This window comes from Parashewanella hymeniacidonis (assembly GCF_016900895.1).
Taxonomy (GTDB): Bacteria; Pseudomonadota; Gammaproteobacteria; order Enterobacterales; family Shewanellaceae; genus Parashewanella; species Parashewanella hymeniacidonis.
This window is the reverse complement of record NZ_JAFEUN010000083.1, coordinates 1-21,317: the sequence shown is the minus strand read 5'-3', so window position 1 is coordinate 21,317 and position 21,317 is coordinate 1. Positions and strand designations below refer to the sequence as shown.

Annotated in this window: 16 protein-coding genes and 1 tRNA gene; 7 read left to right on the top strand and 10 right to left on the bottom strand. The window is 40.5% G+C overall.

Annotation, left to right across the window (positions count from 1 at the left end; translation table 11 throughout):
• Positions 1-317: 317 nt before the first annotated feature.
• The 4 genes from JQC92_RS15615 to JQC92_RS15600 all read right to left on the bottom strand — a co-directional run bounded on the left by JQC92_RS15615 (position 318) and on the right by JQC92_RS15600 (position 3,442).
• Positions 318-1,055 (bottom strand): DUF481 domain-containing protein, encoded by a 738-nt coding sequence (locus tag JQC92_RS15615; RefSeq protein WP_205000509.1) that lies wholly within the window; start codon positions 1,053-1,055, stop codon positions 318-320.
• A 104-nt stretch (positions 1,056-1,159) separates the two neighbouring features.
• Positions 1,160-1,963, bottom strand: a complete 804-nt coding sequence (locus JQC92_RS15610; RefSeq protein WP_205000508.1) for an ion transporter — start codon at positions 1,961-1,963, stop codon at positions 1,160-1,162.
• Positions 1,964-2,067: 104 nt separating this feature from the next.
• On the bottom strand, positions 2,068-2,820 hold the full coding sequence (locus tag JQC92_RS15605; RefSeq protein WP_205000507.1) for a hypothetical protein: 753 nt from the start codon (positions 2,818-2,820) through the stop codon (positions 2,068-2,070).
• Positions 2,813-3,442: a YidC/Oxa1 family membrane protein insertase gene (locus JQC92_RS15600; RefSeq protein ID WP_205000506.1), complete on the bottom strand. Its 630-nt coding sequence runs from the start codon at positions 3,440-3,442 to the stop codon at positions 2,813-2,815. The genes JQC92_RS15605 and JQC92_RS15600 overlap by 8 nt, the downstream gene beginning before the upstream one ends.
• Before the next feature lie 210 nt (positions 3,443-3,652).
• Between JQC92_RS15600 and JQC92_RS15595 the strand changes: the two genes are divergently transcribed.
• The gene (locus tag JQC92_RS15595) at positions 3,653-4,165 is read left to right on the top strand and encodes a hypothetical protein (RefSeq protein WP_205000505.1); all 513 of its coding nucleotides are present in this window, start codon (positions 3,653-3,655) and stop codon (positions 4,163-4,165) included.
• Positions 4,166-4,219: 54 nt separating this feature from the next.
• On the opposite strand, the gene fba is transcribed toward JQC92_RS15595, so the two are convergent.
• From fba to tkt, 4 genes are all read right to left on the bottom strand, one after another.
• A complete protein-coding gene (gene fba / locus JQC92_RS15590; protein WP_205000504.1) occupies positions 4,220-5,290 on the bottom strand; it encodes a class II fructose-bisphosphate aldolase in 1,071 nt (356 codons plus the stop codon).
• 166 nt (positions 5,291-5,456) lie between these two features.
• Positions 5,457-6,632, bottom strand: coding sequence for a phosphoglycerate kinase (locus tag JQC92_RS15585; protein WP_205000503.1), 1,176 nt, complete (start codon positions 6,630-6,632; stop codon positions 5,457-5,459).
• Between the two features lie 48 nt (positions 6,633-6,680).
• Positions 6,681-7,700, bottom strand: a complete 1,020-nt coding sequence (gene epd / locus JQC92_RS15580; RefSeq protein WP_205000510.1) for an erythrose-4-phosphate dehydrogenase — start codon at positions 7,698-7,700, stop codon at positions 6,681-6,683.
• 170 nt (positions 7,701-7,870) lie between these two features.
• On the bottom strand, positions 7,871-9,862 hold the full coding sequence (gene tkt / locus JQC92_RS15575) for a transketolase (protein WP_205000502.1): 1,992 nt from the start codon (positions 9,860-9,862) through the stop codon (positions 7,871-7,873).
• Positions 9,863-10,330: 468 nt separating this feature from the next.
• On the opposite strand from tkt, the gene JQC92_RS15570 reads away from it, so the two are divergent.
• Together JQC92_RS15570 and metK are read left to right on the top strand one after the other, a co-directional pair.
• Positions 10,331-11,551: a hypothetical protein gene (locus JQC92_RS15570; RefSeq protein WP_205000501.1), complete on the top strand. Its 1,221-nt coding sequence runs from the start codon at positions 10,331-10,333 to the stop codon at positions 11,549-11,551.
• A 198-nt stretch (positions 11,552-11,749) separates the two neighbouring features.
• Positions 11,750-12,901: a methionine adenosyltransferase gene (gene metK / locus JQC92_RS15565; protein ID WP_205000500.1), complete on the top strand. Its 1,152-nt coding sequence runs from the start codon at positions 11,750-11,752 to the stop codon at positions 12,899-12,901.
• A 40-nt stretch (positions 12,902-12,941) separates the two neighbouring features.
• On the opposite strand, the gene JQC92_RS15560 is transcribed toward metK, so the two are convergent.
• Entirely contained in the window at positions 12,942-14,879 is a 1,938-nt protein-coding gene (locus JQC92_RS15560; RefSeq protein WP_205000499.1) for a hypothetical protein, read from the bottom strand.
• A 502-nt stretch (positions 14,880-15,381) separates the two neighbouring features.
• On the opposite strand from JQC92_RS15560, the gene JQC92_RS15555 reads away from it, so the two are divergent.
• The 3 genes from JQC92_RS15555 to JQC92_RS15545 all read left to right on the top strand — a co-directional run bounded on the left by JQC92_RS15555 (position 15,382) and on the right by JQC92_RS15545 (position 18,348).
• Positions 15,382-16,602 (top strand): sensor histidine kinase, encoded by a 1,221-nt coding sequence (locus JQC92_RS15555; protein WP_205000498.1) that lies wholly within the window; start codon positions 15,382-15,384, stop codon positions 16,600-16,602.
• A complete protein-coding gene (locus tag JQC92_RS15550) occupies positions 16,595-17,122 on the top strand; it encodes a response regulator transcription factor (RefSeq protein WP_205000497.1) in 528 nt (175 codons plus the stop codon). The genes JQC92_RS15555 and JQC92_RS15550 overlap by 8 nt, the downstream gene beginning before the upstream one ends.
• A gap of 86 nt (positions 17,123-17,208) precedes the next feature.
• The gene (locus tag JQC92_RS15545) at positions 17,209-18,348 is read left to right on the top strand and encodes a hypothetical protein (protein ID WP_205000496.1); all 1,140 of its coding nucleotides are present in this window, start codon (positions 17,209-17,211) and stop codon (positions 18,346-18,348) included.
• Positions 18,349-18,626: 278 nt separating this feature from the next.
• Here JQC92_RS15545 and JQC92_RS15540 read toward each other — a convergent pair whose 3' ends face one another.
• A complete protein-coding gene (locus tag JQC92_RS15540; protein WP_205000495.1) occupies positions 18,627-20,681 on the bottom strand; it encodes a TonB-dependent receptor in 2,055 nt (684 codons plus the stop codon).
• 352 nt (positions 20,682-21,033) lie between these two features.
• On the opposite strand from JQC92_RS15540, the gene JQC92_RS15535 reads away from it, so the two are divergent.
• Positions 21,034-21,118, top strand: a tRNA-Leu gene (locus tag JQC92_RS15535).
• The last annotated feature ends 199 nt before the right edge of the window (positions 21,119-21,317 follow it).

Here is a 21,317-nt window from a genome sequence, read left to right as displayed (position 1 = left end):
CCTTCTGGAAACGCTCACTAAAAACAAATTTGCTTTTGATATTTATCACCAGAGTTGGACTTCCTGCTCTGGCGAGCTCGCTTGTATTTGTGACTTTAGATCATATAGATCTGATCAGTCCCCGCATTTCTTTAGGTAGAAAAAAGAAGAGTTCGAGCTCTTTATGTTCTGATAATGACAGTACTTGGTTGATTCCAAGATTCAGATTATCGAGCTTTATCAACTGCACTTGCTTCACAAGCCAACCTCTTAAAACAGTAGGGAGGTGTGCTTATATAAACACACCTATCGGCCTAAGTGTAGTAGATAAAGTTAGGCTAGAATGAGTAGAGAAGCGTCAGTGTCGTTTCTGTATCAGTGCTTTTAATGTTATCGAGCGGTTCGCTGTTATAGCGTACGGTCACACCAAATTTCATCGCTAAAGAATCAACGACTTTCGCCGTGATCGAGGTGTCTAACCTTGAGATGATTTGGTTTCCAAAATCTGATACCAGTTTAGAGTTAAACGTCGACGAGTCACTGATTCTCTTAGTGTATTCAATGACAGTATGAGCGACCAAGGTAGCATTAGAATTCTCATTACTTTCACCTCGCTGATCTGGCGTTAGTCTTTGATAGATGTAACCAGGACCGATTTCAGCTCTTAACATATCACCGCCATCATCAAAAAACTTATGACCATAACCAGCTGCAGTGGCGATTTGATAATCAAAACCTCTAAACTCATCAACTTCATAATTACCATTGGCAAATAAGTAATTACTCTCATCAAACTTATAGTTACCTTGAGCTCCTAATTGATAACGCTTAGCGGTAACGGCTTCATCATCTTTTGTGTATAAACCTTCAATGATGTACTCATTTTCCCAGTCTTCTAACTCATGCTTTAAATCAGCTTTAGCTTTAAATGAAGACGTTTGAGTATTACCCGTTGTAAACGTTGCACCTGCCTCAACGTTACCCCCAAAAGTAGCATCTCCTTTAACCCAATTATCATCAGCCATCGCAGCAGAAGACAATACACATAAAAACGAACAGACAACTAAGCGATTCATATTATTAGATTACCTTGATTGTTAAAAATACTGCACAGCTTAAATTTTACACACAACTTGTCAATACTAACTTTCAACTGCTGTACAATATCTGAAGAAATTCATTATCTTTTTTCTAATAAATGCTTCAACTCTTGGATTTGCAGCTGCAAATCTTCCATAGATACTTCTTTTTTAGCTTGTGCATTTTTGGTTTCTTGTCGAAGGTTTTGACGCTCTTCTTCAAGCACATTCACCACAATACCGATGATCATATTTAAGAATGCAAAGGTGGTTAGGAAAATAAAGGTCAAATAGTAAATCCAACTGAGCGGGTACACGGCCATGGTTTCATACATGACATCGGTCCAATCTTCAAAGGTCATCACTCGGAATAACGTCAACATACTGATGGAGATATTTCCCCATAACACTTCATTGATGCCAGCAAATACTGAACTACCTATTGCCGCATAAATATAAAAAATAATGAACATCAGTAACATGACATAGGCAAGTTGAGGCAGTGCTTTTAATAGAGAATTTAACAGTAACCGTAATTCAGGGATCATCGATACCATACGCAACACACGGAATACACGAATCAAACGCCCAACAATTGCGAGTTCGCTGTTTTCAATTGGCACTAAGCTCAACACAACAATCAAGGTGTCAAAGATATTCCAACCCGATTTAAAAAACTGTGACTTTTTCTTCTCACCTAAGAATCTGACACTGATTTCAATTAAGAAAAATAACGTAATACCAAAATCTAAAATACGCATAGTTTGATTAACATAATCGGGTAATTGATAAGTTTTCACCCCAATCATCAACGCAGAAAAGATAATGATGCTGACGACAAAAAACTCAAAGACTTTGTTAGATCGGATTTTATAGAATCGGGCTTGTAGGCGACGTGTATTCATTATTGTAGATTTTATGTCCAATGAAATAAATTAAATCAGTATGATATAGAGCAGAGACTCAGATGCAATCATTCTTTCAATTTGGAATGAAAGAGCAACATGCCCTAATTATCTTCTCGAAAATAACAAAAAAATAAACACGGAGCGATGAGTACCCAAACACCAATCAACCAAAAAATATAATGACTATTTTCTCGTGTCTTATAGTTGATAATTCTCGGTTTCAAAAAGTCGTAACTGAGCAATGTATCACCCTCATGTTCTAATTGATGAATAAGTCCATCCACATGACCAATTTCAACAGAACGATTAGGAAGGATCTTTTTCAACACTTCTTTGCACTTTGATGCAGTGATATCAAGAGCGATAAGTTCATCAGGGTATGAGCTTATTAACAAGTCAACATATGCTCGCTGGGTATCAATATCACCGATATATACCAGTTCTTTTTTACATTGAGCACTGTCTATTTCGGTTTGATATGTATGCATTTTAGATAACGCAACGGTCGTGTTATTTGAAATTAGCGTATTCATAATGCTGACATTAACTATTACGAACAAGGCCGTAAATAACACTACTAACCATTTGTGTTTTGATAAATGCTTTCCTACATTACGCTGGATCTCGATGAGCTCACTTAAGTCTAATTCATCGTCGTCATCATCATATTTGTCCCGATGAACAAGAAAATCATGTTTACACTTTTCTTTAATATACTCAGGACGTAATTCCCTCTTTTCGATCTCATCTACAAGCGCTTGATATCGTTCAGGGTAACTTTCTCTATCTATCTGCCTTTTTACGTCAAACAGCTCTTCCAAGGAGTACTGGCTATAATCAATCTCGTTACCCATGACTCAGTATTTTCCTTGAGTGAATCAGGTTAGCGGTAAAGGACTGTATTGTGCTCACCAGTGTTGATGTTCCCCAGTAAAGTCCAATAACCGAAGAAAAATTCAATAAACTCACCAAGCAAACCCCAGATACAACAATTAACATTAAATAATTCACTGATTCAGCGGCTGAAGGCATTAAGTACATAGATAAACCTGTAAGCAAAGCAACGGCAACGCTCAGTAATACATCTGATTTAGCGATATCCGAAATCCAAGCAAATTTACCAATCAGATTCGTGCTATTTAAAAATTGGAACATGCCAAAACCAGTGATCCCTTGGCCAAGCATATTCATAAGATTTGTCTTATTTACAAACGTGATACTGTTGTCTTTATAAAACTGCATCAACTTCTGTGACAATAAACTTGGATCTGACTGATATTGTTGTTTAAGTTTATCAATTTGAGGCTTGAATTTATTTAGCTGTTGCCGCTGTTTGATGCCTTGAACTATCGCAGGAAAAGAAATAGGTAGTAACAATAGGCGAATTAAGACCGTTAAACCAATAATGGCAAGACCTGTTGATAAAGTTAAATCTGTTTGAAGAAACGTAAATACGGTTTCAAAAATCCAGTTCATTGATAAATCCATTTAAATAAAGACATAATATGTCAAATAAATTACATAGTCTTCAGTATTCTGTCAATGCCAGTGCCAATACCAATTACAGTAATTGGTGTTACTCCTCTCTTTATTTCAATCGCTACTAACTAACACTGAACAATTCTTAGCCAATTATTCTATTCACCACTATGTTGTGCTTATTTTTCAAGCAATCAGTTCCCATTTATGACTTCAGCTTTATCAAGACTTGCTCAACCTGTTGTTACCCAGCTCAGGCAATCTTTCGTCAGACAATTAAACGGAAGTCCACAACCGACAGTTCTTGCGAGCAGCACGGGAAAAGATCGTGTTGTTACGAGTTTTAGTGTCCCACAAGTTAAAGAAAGACTAGTAACCTTTCTTAACGAGGACCACAAAGGCAAGGACGTTAGATTATTGCGTGTTAGCGAGCAAGCAAATAGCAAAGCTATACAAATAAGTGAAGTTGAAAAACAGCATTACCCTTTCATGACCGCAGGAAACTTTGATACTGTGCTGACTACAGCCACCGATAGAAGCATTAATACTTTCTGTGTCCACGCCATTGAAATTGCACCTGAAGCAGAGAAAGAATGCACTCCAAAACCCTACCAGTATCAATGGCAAAATGGTGAAATGAAAATCACAGCCCTAGATATAAAAGTAAGAGAGTCCAGTGCTGACAAACCAAAGCTTGATGATTATGCAGAAGGGGCGTAATGGCAAAAAGCCCGCTATAACAGCGGGCTTAAAAGTATCGAGCAAACACTCAGATTACATGTTGTTGATCTTAGGATCTAACTCACCTGATTGGTAAGACTTATACATTGCTTGTAATGACTTAGTCTTGATCTTAGACGCCATACCCGCTGTACCAAACGCTTCATAACGCTGCGTACAAATGTCCGCCATTGCGTTCATTGAAGCCGTTAAGAATTTACGTGGGTCAAATACGCTTGGGTTTTCAGCTAAGAATTTACGTACCGCACCAGTAGATGCTAAACGCAAATCAGTATCAATATTCACTTTACGAACGCCGTGCTTGATACCTTCTACGATTTCTTCTACTGGAACACCGTAAGTTTCAGGCATTTCACCGCCATACTGGTTGATAACCTCTAACCACTCTTGTGGTACTGAAGATGAACCATGCATAACAAGGTGAGTGTTTGGAATGCGAGCGTGAATTTCTTTGATGCGGTCGATACGTAATACATCACCAGTAGGTTTTTTAGCAAACTTGTATGCGCCATGGCTAGTACCAATAGCAATCGCCAATGCATCAACATGAGTGTCAGCAACAAAACGAGCCGCTTCTTCTGGTGTTGTAAGCATTTGATCCATGCTTAAAATGCCTTCTGCACCAACGCCATCTTCTTCGCCAGCTTGACCTGTTTCTAGGCTGCCCAGACAACCAATTTCACCTTCTACAGACACACCACAAGCGTGAGCAAACGCAACCGTTTTGCGAGTTACGTCGACATTGTATTCGTATGACGCTGGCGTTTTTCCATCTGCCATTAATGAGCCGTCCATCATAACTGAAGACATACCCAACTGGATTGAACGCTGACAAATATCAGGATCCGTTCCGTGATCTTGGTGAATACAAACTGGAATATCTGGATACTGCTCAAGTGCAGCATTCATAAGATACTTCAAGAATTGTGGGCGGGCATACTTACGAGCACCCGCAGATGCTTGTACGATTACTGGGCTGTCTGTCGCTTCAGCTGCCTGCATAATTGCACGCATTTGCTCAAGGTTATTCACGTTAAATGCAGGTACACCATAGTTGTGCTCTGCTGCGTGATCCAATAACTGTCTTAGAGATATTAATGCCATTTTTAGCTCCGTTCGTAGGGCAATCGAGTGTTCAAGAGTCGCTTGAAACACACGCTAAGTTTGATGTCTTAAATTCTTCACGTTCCTCAATCGAGTGAGGATTCATTGTTATTCTTTTTATTGCCACTCCTGCATAAGCAAGAGTGGCTGAACTCATTAGAGTTACTTACGCACCACGCGATTCCAGCATCGCAACGGCTGGTAATTCTTTACCTTCAAGGAATTCCAAGAATGCACCACCACCGGTTGAGATATAAGACACTTTATCTGCGATATTGTATTTATCAACCGCCGCAAGTGTGTCACCGCCACCAGCAATTGAGAAGGCATCAGATTCTGCAATCGCCCGAGCGATACGCTTAGTGCCTTCACCAAATTGGTCGAATTCAAATACACCCACAGGGCCATTCCAAACAATCGTACCCGCTTTCTTTAAAATCTCAGCTAACGCTTCAGCGCTATCTGGGCCGATATCGAAGATCATATCTTCGTCTGTCACAGACGCAACATTTTTCAGTGTGGCTTCAGCGGTTGGGCTGAATTCACCTGCAACCACAACATCAGTAGGTACCGGAATGTCACCGCCACGGCTTTGTGCGTTATTCACAAGACGTGTTGCTTCTTCTACTAAGTCAGCTTCAAAAAGTGATTTACCCACTTTATGGCCTGCTGCTGCGATAAAGGTATTGGCAATACCACCGCCAACCACAAGCTGATCAACTTTCGTTGATAGGCTTTCTAGTACGGTTAGCTTGGTTGATACCTTAGAACCACCCACAATCGCCACCATTGGACGTGCTGGGTTATCTAAGGCCTTGCCTAGTGCGTCCAATTCACCCATTAATAACGGGCCAGCACAAGCAACAGCTGCGTGCAAACCAACACCGTGTGTTGATGCTTGAGCACGGTGAGCCGTACCGAATGCATCCATTACGTATACATCACACAATGCTGCCATTTTTTTAGAAAGTGCTTCGTCGTTTTTCTTCTCACCTACGTTGAAACGTACGTTTTCAAAAACAACCACTTCACCTTGCTTAGCGTTAACACCGTCGAGATAATCTGACGCCAAAGTAACATTACACTCTAACGCATCATTCAAATAATTAACTACTGGCTGCAGTGAGAACTCAGCATTAAACTCGCCTTCTGTAGGGCGACCTAAGTGTGACATCACCATAACTGCTGCACCTTTTTCAAGTGCTAGCTTAATGGTTGGTAATGCTGCTCGTAAACGCGCATCACTGGTTACTTTACCGTCTGCAACGGGTACGTTTAGATCTTCACGGATAAGTACACGCTTACCATTGAGATCTAAATCTGACATACGAATAATTGCCATTTTTGCTTCCTATTTAATCAATAATTCTGTTGGGGACGATTGCCTTATCTATGCCGACTGTTTTACCTGAACCATGGCGAGGGCAGTATCGAGCATACGATTTACAAAGCCCCACTCATTGTCGCACCACAATAATAGTTTCACTAAATGGCCATCACTCACTCGAGTTTGAGTGCCATCAACAATGCTGGAACGAGGGTCGTGATTAAAATCACACGAAACGAGTGGTTCATGGGTAAAGCCCAGCACGGCAGAAAAACGTCCTGTTGCCGCCGATTCTAATACATTATTAACGGTTTCAATATCGACTCGTTTCTCAAGTGTGACCGATAGATCAATTGCGGTCACATTTATGGTAGGAACACGAACAGAAATGGCTTCAAACTTATCTTCAAGATGCGGCAATATCCGCTCGATACCTCGAGCAAGTTTTGTATCGACAGGAATGATTGATTGCCCAGCGGCGCGAGTTCGGCGTAAGTCATCGTGATAAGCATCAATCACTGGTTGATCATGCATCGCTGAGTGAATGGTGGTAATGGCACCACTTTGCAGGCCAAAATTCTTATCCAAAAGATCAATTACTGGCACAGTGCAATTAGTGGTGCATGAACCATTGGACACCACGGTATCTTTTTCAGTGAGCGTATGCTGATTGACACCATAAACAATTGTTGCGTCAACATCAGACGTTGATGGGTGACTTATCAATACTTGTTTTGCACCTGTTTGAAGATGCACAGCGCATTCATCTCTAGTCTTAAGGACACCTGTGGCTTCAAAAACTAAATCTATGTCTAACGCTTTCCACGGCAGTTTGCTGGCATCAGCTTCATGCAGCAATTTAATATCATCGTTATTAATTTTGAGAATATCGCCGTCATGCTCAACGGTGCCGGGAAAACGGCCATGAGTGGTGTCGTATTTAGTGAGGTGTACCATGGCTTCAGGTTTCGCCAATTCATTTATGGCCACCACCTGAATCTGGGTGTTTTTGCCTGATTCATACAGGGCACGAAGCAGTGTGCGGCCTATCCGACCATAACCATTGATTGCTACTCGAATTATCAAATCAGTTATTCCTTTATCGATACCAAACCTTATACGAAGCGAATGATTGGTACTGCTCAATTTTAAGTATAAAAAATCGGCCTGCATACGAATGCAGGCCGATTATATAGATTTGTGTCACAAAAGTTTAGTTTTTAATGTGTTTATCAAAAACTATAGCGCTTCATTTAAAGTGCATTTGCCTTTGCAACCACATTTTCAACAGTAAAGCCAAAATGCTTCAACAAAACGCCGCCCGGAGCAGACTCACCGAAAGTTTGCATACCTACGATAGCACCGTTCATACCCACATACTTGAACCAAAAATCGGTATGTGCCGCTTCGATTGCCACACGTTTGGTGACTGCCGCAGGCAATACGTGTTCCTTGTACTCAGCAGACTGCTTATCAAACTCAGTCGTTGATGGCATAGAAACTACACGTACTTGCTTACCTTGAGCCGTTAATTCAGCCGCAGAGTCGAGCGCTAACTGTACTTCAGAACCAGTCGCAATCAGAACCAACTCTGGCGTTGCTTCGCTATCTTTCAAGATGTAACCACCTTTAGCGATATCCGCAACTTGCTCAGCATTACGAGCTTGTGCAGCTAGGCCTTGACGACTAAAGATCAATGACGTTGGCGCATCTTGACGCTGGATTGCAGCTGTCCACGCCACTGCGGTTTCCGTTGCATCACACGGGCGCCATACCGCCATATTTGGCGTCATACGCAGGTTAGCGATTTGTTCGATTGGTTGGTGAGTTGGGCCGTCTTCGCCCTGACCAATTGAGTCATGAGTGAATACAAAAATATTTTGAATGCCCATCAATGCCGACATACGTACCGCATTACGTGCGTATTCCATAAACATTAAGAAGGTTGCACCATAGTTTACAAAACCACCGTGCAAAGACATGCCGTTCATGATGCCGCCCATACCGAATTCACGTACACCGTAGAAGATGTAGTTACCGTCAGCATGTTCTTGAATGCCTTTTGAACCAGACCAAAGCGTTAGGTTTGAACCTGCAAGATCAGCAGAGCCACCCATCAATTCAGGCATCATCGCACCAAATGCACCAATGGCATTTTGTGACGCTTTGCGCGACGCAATCGCTTCGCCTTTCTGTTGGCACTCTTGAATGTACGCTTGTGCTTTTTCAGCGAAGTCAGCAGGTAAATCACCTTTAACCACACGACGTTCAAACTCAGCCGCTAATTCAGGGTGAGCAGCTTTATAAGCATCAAACTTAGTGTTCCACTCAACTTCACGAGTGTTACCTACTTCTTTAGCATCCCAACCTGCGTAAACATCAGCTGGCACATCAAATGGCTTGCTGTCCCAACCTAGGAATTCACGTGCCGCTGCGATTTCTTCGTCACCTAATGGTGCGCCATGGCATTCGTGAGAGCCTGATTTATTTGGTGAACCAAAACCAATGACCGTTTTGGTACAAATCATGGTTGGCTTATCAGTGATTGATTTAGCTTGTTCGATTGCCGCTTTGATGGCTTCAGGATTGTGACCATCAACATCAGCAATTACATGCCAGCCATAAGATTCAAAACGCTTCGGCGTGTTATCGGTAAACCAACCTTCAACTTCACCGTCAATTGAAATGCCATTGTCATCCCAAAATGCAATCAATTTGCCTAGCTTTAGTGTACCCGCCAGTGAACACGCTTCATGTGAAATACCTTCCATCATGCAGCCATCGCCTAAGAAGCAATACGTGTAGTGATCAACAATGTCATGACCATCACGGTTAAACTGTGCAGCAAGCGTTTTTTCAGCAATAGCCATACCGACAGCGTTACTGATACCAGCGCCTAACGGGCCAGTTGTCGTTTCAACACCTGGCGTGTAACCGTATTCTGGGTGACCCGGTGTTTTTGAATGCAACTGACGGAAGTTTGCCAGCTCTGACATTGGTAATTCGTAGCCAGAAAGATGCAGCAAAGAATAAATAAGCATCGACCCATGACCGTTGGAAAGAATAAAACGGTCTCTGTCTACCCAGTTAGGGTTATTTGGATTGTGTTTTAGGAAATCATTCCAAAGCACTTCTGCAATATCCGCCATACCAAGTGGTGCGCCAGGGTGACCAGATTTTGCTTTTTGAACTGCATCCATACTCAAGATGCGAATGGCGTTTGCGAGTACTTTACGGGAAGACATGCTCTCTCCTGCTGAGTGTTATTGATGGCCATCAGGATCAAGATGGCGAAATTTGGTGCGTATTTTCGCTTAACCGCAGTTGTGAAGCAAATGATAATTGCGAGTTATGTCACGGTAATATCTCCATCGTATATGAAAATGTATGACTTAGGTCAGTCTCGGCCCAAATTATTTGATGTAGAAAGCGAAGGAATTTCGAATTTGTTTCATGCAGAAACATCAAGGAGTAATTGGTGCTACTAAGTCTGCATTTTGCTTAACGCAGGTTGGGCTCCCTTGAAATCGAGTACATCAAGGTGCCGTAGCTATATAGTAACGCTGTAGTTTACCAATATTAAATCAAATTCCAGAAATCAAGCTAAAAACATGACTATAAGCACATTGAATATAATCAATTGATTAAGGCAAGGTTAAGGTTTATAAACATACTCTATCCCTTATTATCATTTCAAATCATGAGTGACGAAAATGGCCTCTCCTCAAATTCCCACGTCTGCTTCTGCTGCATGGAAGCAGGATTGCTTAGATGTTAGGGTTACACGTCAACTAGTTTCAAAGCTTGACTCTACAAACCCTGATATTCTTGGTAAAACGAAAACAGGGAATAAGTTGTATTTAACACCTCCATCAGGCCTTGAATGTTGTACTCCTCTGTATAAAGAGAGAGTAGATGGTGCTTTTGCTGTAGATAGATTGAGAAGAAATATATTATTAGTTCAACAAACTCAAAGCGAGCTTAAAAATTACGATATAGCACAATTACAACAACTATCTACAAATACAGCATGTAAAAAAGCGATAGAACTAATAAGAGCTCAATACCCTAATGGACAAACATACAGTTTGGAATTTGTAGAGCCTGATGAAATATTTTTAGGACTTATTGAACTTACAAGGGAAATAGAACGTCTGAATATATTAGATCAAGCAGCACTCTCTAGATTAAAGTCGCATATAAGCTCTATCGCAATGCTCCGAGATAATCAAATTCCGCTATCATCTCATAACTTAGATGATTTAACTCAACATCTAACAGAAACTAAGCCCGAACATAAAGAATTGGTACATGAACTTTTAAGTTCAGCTAAGTTATATACTTCATTTTGTTTACAGCTCGATCAACCTGTCAGCCAAGAATTTTCAGACTCACTTCATAGTTGTCTAATGCCCTTAGGCAGAGCTTATGTTGAATTAAATGCAGGAAGGGGATTGCTTACCTCAGCTTTAAAAGAAGCGAATAAAAAGAAGCCATTCCAATCGTCATCCAAACCCAAAATATTAGCTTTTAGTAAACCTAAACCTAAAGTAAGTTTCGCTAATACTCCTTTAATTAAAGTTGAACTTAAAAAGGAGAGATTGGGAACTTCAGTGAAAACCGAACAATGCGTTTTATTATTATCCGGAGAGTCTAAAGCCACCCTAAATGGATATCTTAAGTTGCTTTCAGAACATGAAAAGCCAGCCCTTATTGTTACAATCGGTCAACTTCATTCTGTAGCACCTCCCCATACTACCGTGACTTTACCTATTGACGACTTACCAACTATTCAGAACGAAAGTTGTGGCGTACAGATGATATTTGTCAACTACTCTCCCGGTGACAAAGAAAAAGTACTTCAAGCTTTGCCACCTCGGTTCCGTCCAACAGACCCAGAGCTAGTTAGGAAAGGAGCTGTGGGTTACGGCTAACCTTAAATATTTTTTAATACTTCAAACGTCAAATTGATCTTAATTACTCCTTATCCTCTATTAAATTAAAATTTATGGTGAAAAAAATCTAAATCTACTCTAGAATAGACGTCTAGATGTCAAAGCTTCCGTTAAAAGTAAGGTTATTTATTTTTACTATTGAAGCTGCGTTAACCCACTTATAGAGACTTCCCAACTATGGCAAAGCACTTGTTTACTTCTGAGTCCGTATCAGAAGGTCATCCAGATAAAATCGCAGATCAAATTTCAGACGCTGTGCTAGATGCGATTCTAGAGCAAGATCCTAAAGCTCGTGTAGCGTGTGAGACGTACGTAAAAACTGGCATGGTCATGGTAGGCGGTGAAGTTACCACTTCAGCTTGGGTTGATATCGAAGAGCTAACACGTAAAACAGTTCGTGAAATTGGTTACACCAGCTCAACAATGGGATTTGACGCCGATTCTTGCGCTATTCTAAACACTATTGGTAAACAATCACCGGATATTAATCAAGGTGTTGATCGTAAAGATCCTAGTGAGCAAGGTGCTGGTGACCAAGGCTTAATGTTTGGTTATGCAAGCAATGAAACTGATGTTCTGATGCCTGCTCCAATCACTTATTCTCACGCATTGGTTAAGCGCCAATCAGAAGTACGTAAAGATGGTACCTTACCGTGGTTGCGTCCTGATGCAAAAAGCCAAGTAACGTTTGCTTATGATCAAGGTAAAATTGTCGGAATCGATGCGGTTGTATTGTCAACGCAACATTCAGAAGATATCAAGCAAGACGATCTTGTTGAAGCGGTAATGGAAACCATCATCAAGCCGGTTTTACCTTCAAAGTGGTTAAACCAAGAGACTAAATATTTCATCAACCCAACTGGTCGCTTTGTTATTGGTGGACCAATGGGCGATTGCGGCCTAACTGGTCGCAAAATTATTGTTGATACTTATGGTGGTATGGCACGCCACGGCGGTGGTGCGTTTTCAGGTAAAGATCCATCAAAAGTTGACCGCAGCGCCGCATATGCCGCACGCTACGTCGCCAAAAACATTGTTGCAGCAGGTCTAGCAGAACGCTGTGAAATTCAAGTTTCGTATGCAATCGGTGTCGCTGAGCCAACCTCTATCAGTGTTGAAACCTTTGGTACTGGTAAAGTTTCTGAAGAAGTATTAATTGGTCTAGTTCGCCAACACTTCGACTTACGCCCATACGGCTTAACTGAAATGCTAAATCTTGAGCGCCCAATCTATCAAGAAACAGCAGCTTACGGTCATTTTGGTCGTAACCAATTCCCTTGGGAAGCGACAGATAAAGCAGAAGCGTTGAAAGCGGATGCTGGATTGTAATCATTGATAATCAGTAGGGGCTTGAGCGATTGTCTTGCCCTTACTTTTTCCCATGCTTTGAGTGCCATTGAGGTATCAAAGAAACCTCACCAATTTTGACTAAAGTATCTGCGATACTTGTGTTGAAATCTTCGTCATTTCGATGCTCTAAATGCCTTCTTTCCGACATACAACCTGCAAGTACTGCAGTAACTTTAGGTTGTTTTGAAACCGAATCAACAAGTTCACTTTTTTTAATCCCATTCCAAGTGATTCTCAGGCTTTCACGAAACTCTTTATAACTCGCTGGACTTTTGAACGGCAATATCCCAATTTCACAAAGCCTAGCCAGTTCATTAGGAATCTCTGAAGAACTCAATAATTCAATTCGAACAGATATGATATGTGCGAGTAACATCTCATTTTCAGGTTCAATTTTATATGCAATATCTAACAGATTTTGTGCAAATTTTTCATCTCCGTTTTTAAGCGTAAATAACATAATATCCACTAGACCCTTAACGTTTATCCAACTTGTGTCAGATCTAAGGCTTTCAGTAATCTCAGGCGATCTTGTTATGTCATATATGTATCGATGAACGCTTCCTCGATTGTTATCGTCAACTTCTAGTAACTGATGAATTACACAATCCTTTAAAAACGCTTTTACTTGCTCTGAAGTCAAATGCCGAGCATGCTTTTTAAAATGCTGCAGATATAGCACTAAACACTCTGAATATTCAGGCTCATACCTCAACGCTCGTAAAACATAAAACAAGAGATCCAACCTACCTACAATTGAAATAATGTCTACAAAATCTTCTACTTTCAAAGTCATGCTGAATTGACTAATAATAATTTCCGTAAGTTCTGAGTTAGAAATTGAATCAATATGTGATAAATATCCAGAATCGATACACCGTTTGAGGAACGTCATCAATTGAGCTGGATTTGTTGTATTTCTGATCGCTTCTATTACCATTGGAAAGCTTCTGAAAGCATGGAGACTTTCAAAATCAACTTTATCTAAGTCTTTAACCGTTACTTTTCGTTCTCCAGCTTTATTACCTACGACTTTAAAAAACAAGTGTTCCATCTGTTCGATATGTTCATTGCCCCCTCGGAAACTTGAGCTAAAAATACTTTCCCAATGAGTGTGCGAACTACATACAAAAAATGGAGCAACCCACCTTTTTATTTTCTCTCTCTTCACTCCCTCAGGGTCAGTATGATTGATAGAAGTAGCCTTAGTTACCTTCATACAAAGACTTGACTCTTTATCTTCTGAAACTATCCTCTGCAACTCATTATTTAGTCGACGGATAGTGTTTAATGGGGAGCAATAAAGTTGTGCATAGTGCAGAAACTCATCATTATCTGAAGGCTTTAATATGCTTTGAGTACTGACAAACCAGCTCTGAGATTTCTTGGCTTCTTCTTTTTTCAAGCCAAGTTGATGCGCTATTTGTTGCTTTAACAGTACTTTTTGCTCCTCACTAGCCCTTGCGTTTACTCCCTTTTTCAACAAAAAAGAATTCACACATTCTTCTAAAGTTTGCTCATTTATCGACAGAATAAGTTCAGATAGGTTATTTTTGGCAGCATTTAACGTAAATAATACCCGCTGTAAATTGCAATCTCTAACCCCAATTCCCCCAAGCTCATGAGGAATATGAACTATCTGTCTTAGAGCGGTTTTCTTGGTGTCTAATGGCACATTTGAATCAGATAATAACGACTTCACTTCTTCGATTTCTTGTTCTAGGCAATCAGCAAACCCACCGCTAGCGCTATCGAGAGCGTTTTCCAATACTACAAAAGCATTTTGGACTAAAGCTTCTAGCTCTGAGTCACCTGAAGCACTGTTAGAAGGGCTGATTTCAGAAGGAGTCAAAATCAATTTTGTTCCGTCGATTTCTTGCTGTCCTTGAGGAGCACTTTTATAGAAGTAAGGAGAACCTTTTGCTCTATCCCTTTCAACAAAAGCTTGCATAAACATGGCTTACCTCATTTTAATATAAATACAATATGAGAAATTCCTAAAAGGTGTTTTATACCCATGATACTTGAAGATGCATGTTTCAGGACTTTTTCAGCGCCAATTCTTTGACGCGCATTAGCGAAGGAATATCGGGATTCTTTCGAGCTAATGTAACAAAGAAGAATTGGCGCTGAGAAGTCCACGCAGTGCGAGTTGCACAGCTTGTTACTCTTCGTTGCCAGTGCTAACAATAGTTCACTATTGCCGCACACCGTCTCCTTGATTAACAAGTTGTGCATTCTCGCTGAAATCGAGCATCTTCAGGTATCATGGGTATATTTCTATTATTTACCTATAAAATTACCAAATTTCATGACAATATACATTGTCAAAAAATTAAGTCTTATTCATAAACAGTTTCAAAAAAAATTAACCATACATTGTTTGATTTATCTCTTTATTATTTGCCGCAATATCCTTTACTCTAGTTAAGCCTATATCCGCTAAAGGAAAGAAACCTTTGAAAGAGTCAAAACTGGTTGAACAACTGATCTACCCTCGATATATAGGTTGGCTTTTAAGAATCATTCTTACCTTTTTTGCAGCAGATACTTTTGGCTTGGACATCACGTCGGCACTCTTAATTCCATTCCTTGTCTTCGAGCTGGTATACCTCGCTGCCAGTCACCATTTTTTTCTAAAATCGAATAAGTTTAATGAGCGCTTATTTTTATTGTTGTTACTCGATAATTCATTTTGGATCATTTGGCTATCGCTCACCGGAGGAGCAACAAATGCCTTTATTTCATCGCTGTTAATTCCGATTGCAATCGCCTCTATTGCCTTGCCCAGCTGGAATGCAATTGCCATTAATATTATCAACTGTTCAGCTTATAGTTTGATGCTGTACTTAAAAGAAGAAACCGGGCATATGGCGCATATGGATATGGGTGCGCACTATATTGGTATGTGGCTCAACTTCATTCTTTCTGCACTTGTCATAAACGTAAGCCTAACGTTAATTAGTCAAAAACTAAGAAAAAGAGAGAAGCAATTGAGCTCGTTAAGAGAGTCACAATTACGTCAAGAACAAATCGTCGCATTAGGCGCATCTTCAGCACAAATGGCTCATCAACTGGCGACCCCATTGTGTAGTATGCGATTATGGTTAGAAGAGCTCAAAGATGAGCAAAGTGAACAAGCCATTGAAGAACTGAATAATAGCCTGACTCGCTGCGAACATAGCTTGCAAGAATTAAGACTCGCAACCGACGCTATTAGGGATGGAAAAGTACATTCCGTTTCAGTGAAAACCTTCATTGGAGATGTTCAACAGAAAACCCAGCTACTTTTGCCCGCCGTTGAAGCAAACTGGTCCTACGGTACAATGACTCACGAAACCATTAATGTTGACCAAGGCGTGCTTCCAGCGATTTTAACGCTGATTGATAATGCTCAAAAGGCGAGCATTACCGGCATTAAAGCACCAAAAGTTGATATTTCATCAAGAACAGACGAGCAATATTTATATATCGACATTCGAGATTTTGGCCTTGGTATATCAGATACGGTAAAATCAAACTTAGGAAAACGTTTTATTAAAAGTTCCAGCGGTCTTGGTGTCGCTTTAGCATTAACACATGCCAGCCTAGACAGAAATGGTGGTCAACTCACATTAGAGCAACATCCTGAAAATGGTTGCATTGCTTCAGTAAGGTATCCATTAAGTACAGATGAATAAATTACTTATTATTGAAGATGACAAAAGTCTCGCACAGGTTTTACAACGACGCCTCAGTTCACATGGCTTTGAGGTAGAAATTTGCCATGAAAAAACTCAAGCTTTATTACTGGCTAGAAAGTGGTCTCCATCTCACATTCTATTAGACATGAAACTTGACGCAGATAACGGTTTAAGCTTAATTCAGCCATTAAAGCAGACGATACCAGAAAGCATCTTAGTGCTACTAACGGGGTTTGCAAGCATCGCTACAGCCGTTGAAGCCATTCGACTTGGGGCTGATAATTATTTAGCCAAACCAGCTGATTCTCAAACCATTCTGCAAGCATTAAATATGGAGTCGACTCAGCTTGAAGCGCTGATAGAAGAACAACCTATGTCGACGAAAAGAGTCGAGTGGGAACACATACAACAAGTACTGACAGCTAATAACGGTAATGTTTCTGCAACGGCAAGGCAGCTAGGGATGCATAGAAGGAGCTTACAACGAAAGCTGGCGAAGAAACCCACATTAGATTAAAGATGAAACTTTGTTTACATTCATTTTAGCTTGTGCTGACAACGGGTAGACTTTGTAAATAAAATTTCTTTGACAAGAAGTGTACAATGGAACCAACAAGCCAAACTACATTATTAACTTCGCTTATTGGGGAAGGTTTTACTTCCTCTCCTTCTCTAGCCGCACCAAACTTATTTGTACTTGGAAATGGAAAATCATTTTCGGCATCAACAGGAGATACATCATTTAGAGCATTTTCTGGAAGTTTTTTACAAGCAGAAATAAGACGAGGGCGTTCGCACTCCTCTCCGATGTTACTATCATTAGATAAAGCTACACCGGCTAAAACGCCTGAAGTAAATGAAACTTCTGGAGTAGCAGGGTCACCCGAATCAGGTACAGAACAACAAGCAAAACAGACGCTCTATCAAATCCTGCTATTTTGCCTCACAACAGAAGACATGAGTAAAATCCAAGCATCGTATAGCTACGGCGACACAATGATAGGCAGAGCAGCCTTACAAGAAATTATTAATATGGGCGATGGTGACCAGAAGCAAATCAGTGAATTCATGAACAAATGGTTTGAAGGGGCAACAAAAAGAAATAAGTCTGTATTTATCGCAATAAAGTCATTAAAGAAAATAGCTGAAACATTTACCTCAAACTGGCAACTTAAAGAACATCTTACAAAGCTTTTACAAAACTATGAAAATTATATTTTTACTGCTCCAAATCAAATTGAGCATCAACCTCTGAGCGAAAAACAGCGATTAATTCTTGAGATACTTAAGGAAAATATAATTAACCATTTGGGCCAAAATGAGTCGAGAACCATTACAAGCCTTGTTGCTAATGATGTAGCTAGTAGCGACCCTTCTTCGAATCCCGATCGTGTATTTGTAACGCCTCGCCAATCTCACTGGTTAAGAGCCAATCATAAAGATCAGTTGGCTATTGTCTTTGAATTCGCCTTAAAAAGGTGCATAGGTGATCCCATCTCGGCTAGTGCGAATTATGCTATTGACTTACTTGAAGCTGCAGGTCAATTAAGTCTAGTCGATAGTCTCAAAGCTAAATTCGATGAAAACCATATTGAATACTCTGGTAGCACAAAAATGGAAAAGGTAACAGACAATTCAATACCTCCTCAGGCCTCAGAGCATAAAGCATCAGGACAAAAATCGTTAACTTCTTCTACCCAGTTACCAGAGTCTCAACCCGCTTTATGCTGTACCTTGCTTTAGGGTCTGTGTATCTTTTGGGGTTAAATTTCGTGCTATTTGAGCATTTATCTTTTCCAGAGGTGAGCCGTGAAGCTTAGCCATCTAAACTGGTCACAACACAGAACGGTGAATGTTCAAAATCATCGAAAAAGGAGAGAGCGCAAATTGAACGCTGAAAAACAATCACCAAAGATAAACACCCCCTAATGATAACCAGAAAAAAAGAGCTGGCTATGCCAGCTCAAGTACAACAGAGGAGCTTTAAAACCCTCATCAACACAAACGCTTTTGTTAATGCATTACCAGCTAATTAATACTGATGCCCAAATTTGACGACCATAACCAGGTAAACGCTCACCTTGCGCTATCTCTTGTCCCATCACTCGGTTTATGCCACCCAGATGATCGGCATACTCTTTATCGAGTAAGTTACTGATACCAGCTTTCAGAAGCCAATTATCATTTTCATAAGCGGTTAAGATATCAACCACACCATAACCAGCTGAAGTTTGTTCTTTTTGGATATTCGAAATTTTATCTTGTTTCGCCGCACCTCTAAGTACTAGCTGGCTACGCCAAGCATTTTGCTGCCAATTAAGGGCTACTTGACCACTTAGCGGTGCAACGCGATATAAGTTGTCATCTGTATCTGTTCGCTCACCTCGAGTGTAAGTCGCATTCATGGTGAGACGCCAGTTTTCATGTAAGTCATAACTTGCATCCATGTCCATTCCATAAAGTTTTGCATCTGTATTAGCAAACATGAGCGGGTCGTCATCACCCATCATTTTCGCAACCATCTTGGCTTTCATATCCGTCAATGGAACACCTTGTACGTAACCATCAATTTTTTGCCAAAATACACGCGGGCTAATCGTGAGTTTGTCGCCTAGATAATCGAAACCAAAATCAGTCTGGTAAGCCGTTTCTAAATCTAAATCCACATCGCCAATATAAGTGCGTCCATCCGCTAACCCACCTGTCGCTTGCATTGGCACCCAAAGGTAACGTTGTTGATAGCTTGGGCTAGATTGTTTACGAGCCACACTTGCACGCCAATTTACCGTATCACTCTGCTTATAAAGCCACTGAGCAACCAAATCGACACCAAATTGGCTGGTGCTTTTATCTTGAGCATTGAACTTATCCATCAAATATTTGATGTTTGGGTTCATCATCGCCATTGAGTGGCTGACATCACCAGCATCAAAATTATATTGCTTACCTCGAACACCTAATTTTAATGTATTAGCACCAAAGTCTTCGTGCCATTGGCCATACGCACTGATCACTTGGCTTTCAACATCTTTAAAATTATCGACAACCATCATTGGATTGTTAGGATTAGTAATCAATGAATCATGTATACTTTGTTGATAATCAAGACCAAATTGCCATTGCTCTAACTCAAACGCAATGGCAGCATCAATACCCGTACTGTCAGCACGATTATAACGTGCCATCATTGGGCTCTTTACAGGACGCAGTAAACTATTACTCATACCATGGCGGGCATTTTGCCAACCAATATGCCAGTTCATTTGCCCCCAATCGAACTCTGATTCACCTGCCGCTTTAACTCTATCTGTATCAATAAAGTCAATATCCATCGGCAATGCAGGACTCGCTGAATCTCCAGTATTGACGCCTTGATAACTTAATGTGATTTGATGATTTTGAGTGATTTGATTTAAATATTTAATACCAAATTGTTGTTTGTCATAGACTGATGGCACAATTTCTCTGCCAGCACCATCTTCAACTTCACTGTTCCCTTTATTCTGCTCAACGTGCAATAACAGCGCTTGTGATTTCCAACCAATATTGGTTAATGCGCCCAGTTGTGACTGATTACCATTCGCAGAATACTGACCTAATAGATGGCTAAAGTTATGTTCAATTTCTGGACCAATAGTATTTACTTTTAAGCTGCCACCAATCGTATCAATGCCACTACTCACTGGGGCAATACCACGAGTCATCTCAATGGATTCAGTGGTTAACTGGCTACCATAACTCAGCGGAGCATCCATCGCATTGGGACCTGCGCCTGCCAGCGAGAGTCCGTCAACACTGGTAGCTATTTTGTCTCCGTATAAACCACGATATTGAGCAATTTTACTGACTGGACCATTAGCATTAACATTTGCCCCTGGAATCGACTTAAGAAGATCGGCCAAATCACTCGTTGGAACCGCATAATTTGGGGTAGCTACAGAATCAGAGTCCACTCGTGTTTGTTTAGCAACTTGACCTTTAACAACAATTACTTCGATTGGATCAGCATCAGCCCAAGAGGCGCCACTGACTGCATACATTGAAATCAACAAACCACTTAAAACGTTCAGACGCATGTTACAAACTCCCTAAATATTTGTAGCTAAATTTTGCGCCTACCCTGTCTTCATCACAATACAAATGCGACAAAGTGCGACACTATGTCGCACAACTTTTACCATTACAATCAGCAAATTAAAACAAATACAACGAATGAATAGTGAACTTGACAATGGTCAATTCAATTTAGAAGATCCCATAAGATACTGAGCTGCTTTCATTTATGAAAACCCATAAAATGACGGATTTTCGGCCGCTTAAACTCATTTTTCACAAAACAGCAATGAAACCACTTGCCATTAGCAAAAGGCTGAGTATAATTCCGTTCCATTGTTGAGGCTCAACCAGCACAGCAAACTAATCAAAGATGCCGGAGTGGTGGAATTGGTAGACACGACGGATTCAAAATCCGTTTCCTTCGGGAGTGACGGTTCAAGTCCGTCCTTCGGTACCATTTTTTGATTTTCTCTTTTTGAGACATAAGCCGACTTTCATGTCGGTTTTTTTGTGTCTAAAATCTATGGTTTCTCAGGGACTGATCAGATCTATATGATCTAAAGTCACAAATACAAGCGAGCTCGCCAGAGCAGGAAGTCCAACTCTGGTGATAAATATCAAAAGCAAATTTGTTTTTAGTGAGCGTTTCCAGAAGG

Excerpts from the sequence above, each read along its gene's own strand:
- JQC92_RS15615 (WP_205000509.1), bottom strand. The coding sequence starts at position 1,055 with ATGAATCGCTTAGTTGTCTGTTCGTTTTTATGTGTATTGTCTTCTGCT.
- JQC92_RS15610 (WP_205000508.1), bottom strand. The coding sequence starts at position 1,963 with ATGAATACACGTCGCCTACAAGCCCGATTCTATAAAATCCGATCTAAC.
- JQC92_RS15605 (WP_205000507.1), bottom strand. The coding sequence starts at position 2,820 with ATGGGTAACGAGATTGATTATAGCCAGTACTCCTTGGAAGAGCTGTTT.
- JQC92_RS15600 (WP_205000506.1), bottom strand. The coding sequence starts at position 3,442 with ATGAACTGGATTTTTGAAACCGTATTTACGTTTCTTCAAACAGATTTA.
- JQC92_RS15595 (WP_205000505.1), top strand. The coding sequence starts at position 3,653 with ATGACTTCAGCTTTATCAAGACTTGCTCAACCTGTTGTTACCCAGCTC.
- fba (WP_205000504.1), bottom strand. The coding sequence starts at position 5,290 with ATGGCATTAATATCTCTAAGACAGTTATTGGATCACGCAGCAGAGCAC.
- JQC92_RS15585 (WP_205000503.1), bottom strand. The coding sequence starts at position 6,632 with ATGGCAATTATTCGTATGTCAGATTTAGATCTCAATGGTAAGCGTGTA.
- tkt (WP_205000502.1), bottom strand. The coding sequence starts at position 9,862 with ATGTCTTCCCGTAAAGTACTCGCAAACGCCATTCGCATCTTGAGTATG.
- JQC92_RS15570 (WP_205000501.1), top strand. The coding sequence starts at position 10,331 with ATGGCCTCTCCTCAAATTCCCACGTCTGCTTCTGCTGCATGGAAGCAG.
- metK (WP_205000500.1), top strand. The coding sequence starts at position 11,750 with ATGGCAAAGCACTTGTTTACTTCTGAGTCCGTATCAGAAGGTCATCCA.
- JQC92_RS15560 (WP_205000499.1), bottom strand. The coding sequence starts at position 14,879 with ATGTTTATGCAAGCTTTTGTTGAAAGGGATAGAGCAAAAGGTTCTCCT.
- JQC92_RS15550 (WP_205000497.1), top strand. The coding sequence starts at position 16,595 with ATGAATAAATTACTTATTATTGAAGATGACAAAAGTCTCGCACAGGTT.
- JQC92_RS15545 (WP_205000496.1), top strand. The coding sequence starts at position 17,209 with ATGGAACCAACAAGCCAAACTACATTATTAACTTCGCTTATTGGGGAA.
- JQC92_RS15540 (WP_205000495.1), bottom strand. The coding sequence starts at position 20,681 with ATGCGTCTGAACGTTTTAAGTGGTTTGTTGATTTCAATGTATGCAGTC.